The following is a 6,423-nucleotide window of genomic DNA, read 5'->3' on the forward strand; positions in this document are numbered from 1 at the left end:
GTTCAGGCGTTGACCAGCTCGCGGTCCTTGTCCGGTCCCTCCGTGGAGTCCGAGGACCCCTCCAGGTGCTTGCGCAGGCTCTCGCCCTCCACGTCCACGTTCGGCAGCAGCCGGTCCAGCCACTTCGGCAGCCACCAGGCCTTGTGCCCGAGCAGGGCGAGCACCGCCGGGACGATGGCCATGCGGACCACGAAGGCGTCGAAGAAGACGGCGACGGCCAGACCGAAGCCGATCATCTTGACCATCTGCTCGCTGGCCCCGATGAAGCCCGCGAACACCGCGATCATGATGACGGCGGCGGCCACGACGACCCGCGCGCTGTACCGGAAGCCGGTGACCACGGCCTGGCCCGGGCGCTCGCCGTGGACGTACGCCTCCCGCATGCGGGTGACGAGGAAGACCTCGTAGTCCATGGCGAGACCGAAGACGACACCCACCATGAAGATCGGCATCATCGACATGATCGGACCGGTCTGCTCCACTCCGAAGACCGAGCCGAGCCAGCCCCACTGGAAGACCGCGACGACGGCGCCGAGGGCGGCGACGACCGAGAGCAGGAAGCCGAGGGCCGCCTTGAGCGGGACCAGGATCGAGCGGAAGACGAGCATCAGCAGCAGGAAGGCGAGGCCCACGACGAGCGCCAGGTAGGGCAGCAGCGCGTCGTTCATCTTCTGCGAGAAGTCGATGTTCATCGCGGTGGCGCCGGTGACGAGGACGTCGTCCCCGCTGCCGTCACGGATCGTGTGGACCAGTTCCTCGGTGTGCGTGGAGGACGGGCGGTCCTTCGGGATGACGGTGATCACCGCGGCGTCGCCGGCCTCGTTGAGGGTCGGCGGGGTGACCGCGACGACCCCGTCCAGGCCCTTGATCCGGTCGGCGGTGGAGTCGGCCAGCGCCTTGTCCCCGTCGACGACCACCATCAGCGGGCCGTTGAAGCCCGGGCCGAAGCCGTCGGACAGCAGGTCGTAGGCCTGGCGCTGGGTGGTGGAGACCGGCTGGGCGCCGTCGTCCGGCAGGCCCATCTCCAGCTTGCTCGCCGGGATGGCGATGACACCGAGGCCGATCACACCGGCCAGCAGCACCATGACCGGGCGGCGCAGGACGAAGCGGGCCCAGCGGGTGCCGCCGTTGGCCTTCTTCTCGGCGCCCGCCGGCTTGCCCTTGCCGAACAGCCGGCTCTTCTCGCCCGCCGGCAGCACCTTCTTGCCCGCGAAGGCGAGGATGGCCGGGACCAGGGTCAGTGCGACGAGCACGGCGATGACCACGGTGCCCGCGGCCGCGAAGCCCATCTTGGTCAGCATCGGGATGTTCACGACGGCCAGGCCCACCAGGGCGATGACCACGGTCAGACCCGCGAACACGACGGCGGAACCGGCGGTGCCGACGGCGCGGCCCGCGGCCTCGTCGCGCGCCCGGCCCTCGGCGAGCTCCACGCGGTAGCGGGAGACGATGAAGAGGGCGTAGTCGATGCCGACCGCGAGGCCGATCATCGTCGCGAGGGTGGCGGTGGTGTTGCCGAGGTCCAGCACGTTGGCGAGCGCGGTGATGGAGGAGACGCCGATGCCCACACCGATCAGGGCGGTCAGCAGCGGCAGACCGGCCGCGATCAGCGAGCCGAACGTGATGACGAGCACGATCGCGGCGACCGCGATGCCGATGATCTCGCCCGAGCCCGTCTCGGGGGCCGCCATCAGCGCGTCGCCACCGATCTGGACGTTCAGGCCGGCGGCCTTGGCGGCCTCGCCGGAGTCCTTGAGCGCCTCGCGGGTGTCGTCCTTCAGCTCCATGCCGCTGACGGTGTACTTGGCGCTGATGTAGGCGGTGGAGCCGTCCTGGCTCACGGCCTGGGCCTCGTACGGGTCGGCGACGGAGGAGATCTCCGCCGCGCCCGGTCCGGTCTTCAGCCCGGTGACGATCTTCTGCACCTCGGCCTTGGGGCCGGGGTCGGTGACCTTGGCGCCCTCGGGGGCCTTGATGACGATCCGGGCGGTGGCGCCGTCGGCGGCCATCCCCGGGAAGCGCTTGTCCAGCAGGTCGAAGGCCTTCTGGGCCTCCGTGCCGGGTATCGAGAAGGAGCCGGAGGTGGGCGCGCCGGCCGAGGCGGCGCCGAAGCCGGCGGCGAACAGCAGCGCCACCCAGAGGAGGGCGACGAGGCCGCGGCGCCGGAAGGCGCCCCTGCCGAGTCGGTAGAGGAAGGTTGCCACGTCGTGGTTCTCCCGTTCAGGTCGTGGGATGGATCCGGTTCGGATCAGGGCGTGGAGAGCCGGCCCGACGACGAGAGCGGCGTGTCAGGAGCAGCGAGGAGGCCGTGCTGGGGACGGGGAGGGTCGAGGATCAGACGCCGAGGGCGGGGAAGACCACGGCGTCGATGAAGTCACCGAGGAAGGCCCGGTCCACCGGACGGTCCTCGATCAGCGGGAGCGCGATGAACGCCCCGATGAGCATGTGCGGTACGAAGTCGAGCGCGGGACAGTCCGGGCGGATCTCGCCCCGGTCCACCGCGCGCCGCAGCATCGCCTGGAGACCGTTGATCTCCGGGTCGACCAACAGGTCGCGCAGGGCCTTGTGCAGCTCCGGGCTCTCGTGGACAGCATGGGCCAGACCCCGCATCAGCGCGGTGTCCTTGGCCATCTGCGCGTCGTCGGAGTGCTCGACCATGCGTGCGAAGTCCCCGCGCAGGCTGCCCGTGTCGATCTCGCGCAGCGAGACCGGCTGCGTGCAGCGCAGGGCCTTGGCGACCAGCTCCGGCTTGCTCCCCCACTGGCGGTAGAGGGTGGCCTTGCTGGACTTCGTACGGGCGGCGACCGCGTCCATGGTCAGCGCCTCGTAGCCGACGTCACGCAGGAGGTCGAGGACCGCCTCGTGCAGTTCGGCCTGCCGCTCGGGGGTGATCCGGCTACGCCGGGCCGCCATCGCCTCGGTCATGTCCGTGCCTCCCGTCGAAGCGAAACTGTTCCGTACGCTTAAGACCATACCCCCACCCCAAGCGAAACGAAACCGTTCCGTTTCGCTTGGCGGAGTGTCATGGATCACCTGTACGAGTTGCCAGGGCCTCCCTCCGCGGAAAGCATTGGGGGGTGAGTCACGACGTCGCGTACCTCCGGTTCCCGCACCTGCACGACGACCTTCTCTGCTTCGCCGCCGAGGACGATCTCTGGGTCGCCCCGCTGGTCCCCGACGGCCGGACCCCCGGACGGGCCTGGCGCATCACCGTCGACCGGACCCGCGTCGGCCACCCGCGGTTCTCCCCCGACGGCAGGCACATCGCCTTCACCAGCTGGCGCAGCCTCGACCCGGAGATCCATCTCGCCCCCGTCGACGGCGGCCCCTCCCGCCGGCTGAGCTACTGGGGCGCCCTCGACACCCGCGTCTGCGGCTGGACCCCGCCCGACGAGGACGGCCGCAGCGACATCCTGGCCGTGTCCTCGCACGGCCAGCCCTTCTCCTACTTCGCCTGGGCCTACACCCTCCCGACCGACGGCAGCCCCGGCGGCCGCCTGCCCTGGGGACCCGTCTCCGACATCCAGGTCCACGCCACGGACGGGGGCGAGCGGCACTCCCTGCTGCTCACCGGCAAGCCCCCGCACGAGCCCGCCGCCTGGAAGCGCTACCGAGGCGGCGCCACCGGCCGGCTGTGGCTGCACGGGCAGCGGCTGCTGGAGGACGTCGAGGGCCACCTCGACTCCCCGATGTTCGTGGACGGCAGGATCGCCTTCCTCTCCGACCACGAGGGCATCGGCAACCTGTACTCCTGCCTGCCCGACGGCACCGATCTGCGCCGCCACACCGATCACGACGAGTTCTACGCCCGGCACGCCTCCAGCGACGGTTCCCGCGTCGTCTACCAGTGCGCGGGCGACCTCTGGCTCGTCGAGTCCCTTGCGCGGGACGCCGTCCCGCGCAAGCTCGACGTCCGCCTCGCCGGCCCGCGCGCGGGCCGGCGTACGTACCAGGTACCGGCCGCCAGCCACGTCGACTCGCTCTCCGTGGACGCCACCGGGCGCGCCAGCGCGGTCGTGGTGCGCGGCAGCCTCTACTGGCTGACTCACCGCGACGGCCCGGCGCGCACCATCGCCGACACCCCGGGCGTGCGGGTACGGCTGCCGGAGATGCTCGGCAGCGGCGGACAGGTCGCCTACGTCACCGACGCCGAGGGCGAGGACGCGATCGAGATCGCCTACCTGCCGCGGGCCTCCGGGGAACGGGAGCCGCGCCGGCTGGCCTCGGGCGAGCTGGGGCGGGTCACCGAGCTGCTCTCGGACCCGGAAGGCGAGCGGCTCGCCATCGCCTCCCACGACGGCCGGCTTCTGCTCATCGACGCCACCGAGGAGTCCGACGGCGAGGTCACCGAGCTGATCCGGTCCATCAACGGCCCCGTCACCGACCTGGCCTTCTCCCCCGACGGGGCGTGGCTGACCTGGTCGCATCCGGGCATCGGGCGCTCGCTGCGGCAGATCAAGATGGCCCGCATCTCCGGCCCCGGCGCCCGCGTCGTCGTCGACGTCACCAACGGCCGCTTCGAGGACGAGAATCCGGTCTTCACCCGGGACGGGCGCTACCTGGCCTTCCTGTCCTGGCGCGGTTTCGACCCGGTCTACGACGTGCACACCGGCGACCTGTCCTTCCCGCTGGGCTGCCGCCCGTACCTGGTGCCGCTGAACTCCGCGACCCCCTCGCCCTTCGCGCTCTCCGCCGAGGGCCGGCCCGCGGCCGGCGGACTGGACCTGGCGGAGGGCGACGCGGGCGACGGCGACGGCGCCGTGACCGTGGAGGTCGAAGGTCTGGAGAGCCGCGTCACCCCGTTCCCGGTGACCGCGTCCAAGTACTCGGCCCTGTACCCGGTGCACGGCGGCGGGCTGGTGTGGCTGCGCTGGCCGATCTCGGGCGCGCTCGGCGAGACCTTCGCCAACCCGGCCGACATCAGCGGCAAGCCGACGCTGGAGCACTTCGACCTCACCAAGGCCCGCAAGACCGAACTGGCCTCGGGGCTGGACTGGTTCGCGGTCAGCGGCGACGGCACCCGGCTCGTGATCAACGACGACGGCGACCTGCGCGCCGTCCCGGCGACCGAGTCGGGCGACAGCGATTCGACCGTCTACCTGGACCTGCGGCGCATCCTGCACGAGGTGGACCCCGCGGCCGAGTGGCGCCAGGCCTACGAGGAGGCCGGGCGGATCATCCGCGCGTACTTCTGGGAGCCGAAGATGTGCGGCATCGACTGGGACGGCGTGCTGGCCCAGTACCGCTCCATGGTCGAACGGGTCGCCTCCCCCGACGAGTTCGCCGACCTGCTGCGCGAGGTCCTCGGCGAACTCGGCACCTCGCACGCCTACGTCTCCCCCGCGCGCCGCAACGAAGGCCCCCCGCACTACCAGCGGGCCATCGGACTGCTCGGCGCCAACCTCTTCCCCCGGGACGGGGAATGGGTGGTCAGCCGGATCCTCCCCGGCGAGTCCTCGGACTCCAAGGCCCGCTCCCCGCTGGCCGGCACCGGTATCCGGGAGGGCGCCGTGCTCACCCACGTGGACGGCCGTCCGGTGGACCCGATCGCCGGGCCCTACCCGCTGCTGGCGGCGGCGGGCGGAACCACGGTGGAGCTGACCTTCCAGCCGGCGGCGGGCGAGGGCCGGGCCCGCCGGGTCGCCATCGTGCCGCTGATCGACGAACGGCCGCTGCGCTACCAGGACTGGGTGTCCAAGCGGCGCGAGGCGGTCCGGGAGATCAGCGGCGGCCGGTGCGGTTACCTCCACATCCCCGACATGGGCGGCTCGGGCTGGGCCCAGTTCAACCGCGACCTGCGGATGGAGATGTCCCGGCCCGCGCTGATCGTGGACGTACGCGGCAACGCGGGCGGGCACATCAGCGAGCTGGTGGTGGAGAAGCTGACCCGTTCCATCCTCGGCTGGGACCTGACGCGCAACGCCCAGCCGGTCTCGTACGCCTCCAACGCGCCACGGGGTCCGATCGTGGCGCTGGCCGACGAGGCGACCTCCTCGGACGGGGACATGATCACCGCGGCCTTCAAACTGCTGGGCCTGGGGCCGGTGGTGGGCCTGCGCACCTGGGGCGGGGTGGTCGGCATGACCGGCCGCCATACCCTCGGGGACGGCACGGTGATCACGGTGCCGATGAACGCCGCCTGGTTCCCGGAGTACGGCTGGTCGGTGGAGAACCACGGCGTGGAGCCGGACCTGGAGATCCAGCGCACTCCCCTCGACTGGGCGGAGGGGCGGCACGCCCAACTGGACGACGCCGTGCACCTGGCGCTGGAACTGCTGGAACAGGACCCGGCCGCGGTGCCGCCCGGCTACACGGACGTACCGGACCGGCGCCGTCCGAAGCTGCCACCAAGGGAGTGAGCGGTCCCGCACGGGAATGAGCGGTCCCACATGCGGGAGGGGCGCGATCCCCCGGAACAGCGGC

At 71.7% G+C, this 6,423-nt stretch carries 3 protein-coding genes; 1 reads left to right on the forward strand and 2 read right to left on the reverse strand.

The features are described from left to right. Positions 1–2: 2 nt before the first annotated feature. Positions 3–2,204, reverse strand: a complete 2,202-nt coding sequence (locus ACWGIU_RS26080) for an MMPL family transporter (RefSeq protein WP_453709648.1) — start codon at positions 2,202–2,204, stop codon at positions 3–5. Between the two features lie 130 nt (positions 2,205–2,334). Then, positions 2,335–2,925 (reverse strand): TetR/AcrR family transcriptional regulator, encoded by a 591-nt coding sequence (locus tag ACWGIU_RS26085; protein ID WP_030717084.1) that lies wholly within the window; start codon positions 2,923–2,925, stop codon positions 2,335–2,337. Positions 2,926–3,077: 152 nt separating this feature from the next. Between ACWGIU_RS26085 and ACWGIU_RS26090 the strand changes: the two genes are divergently transcribed. Then, on the forward strand, positions 3,078–6,359 hold the full coding sequence (locus ACWGIU_RS26090) for a S41 family peptidase (protein WP_453709650.1): 3,282 nt from the start codon (positions 3,078–3,080) through the stop codon (positions 6,357–6,359). Positions 6,360–6,423 lie beyond the last annotated feature (64 nt).

The sequence above is a fragment of the Streptomyces sp. NPDC054840 genome, assembly GCF_053611065.1.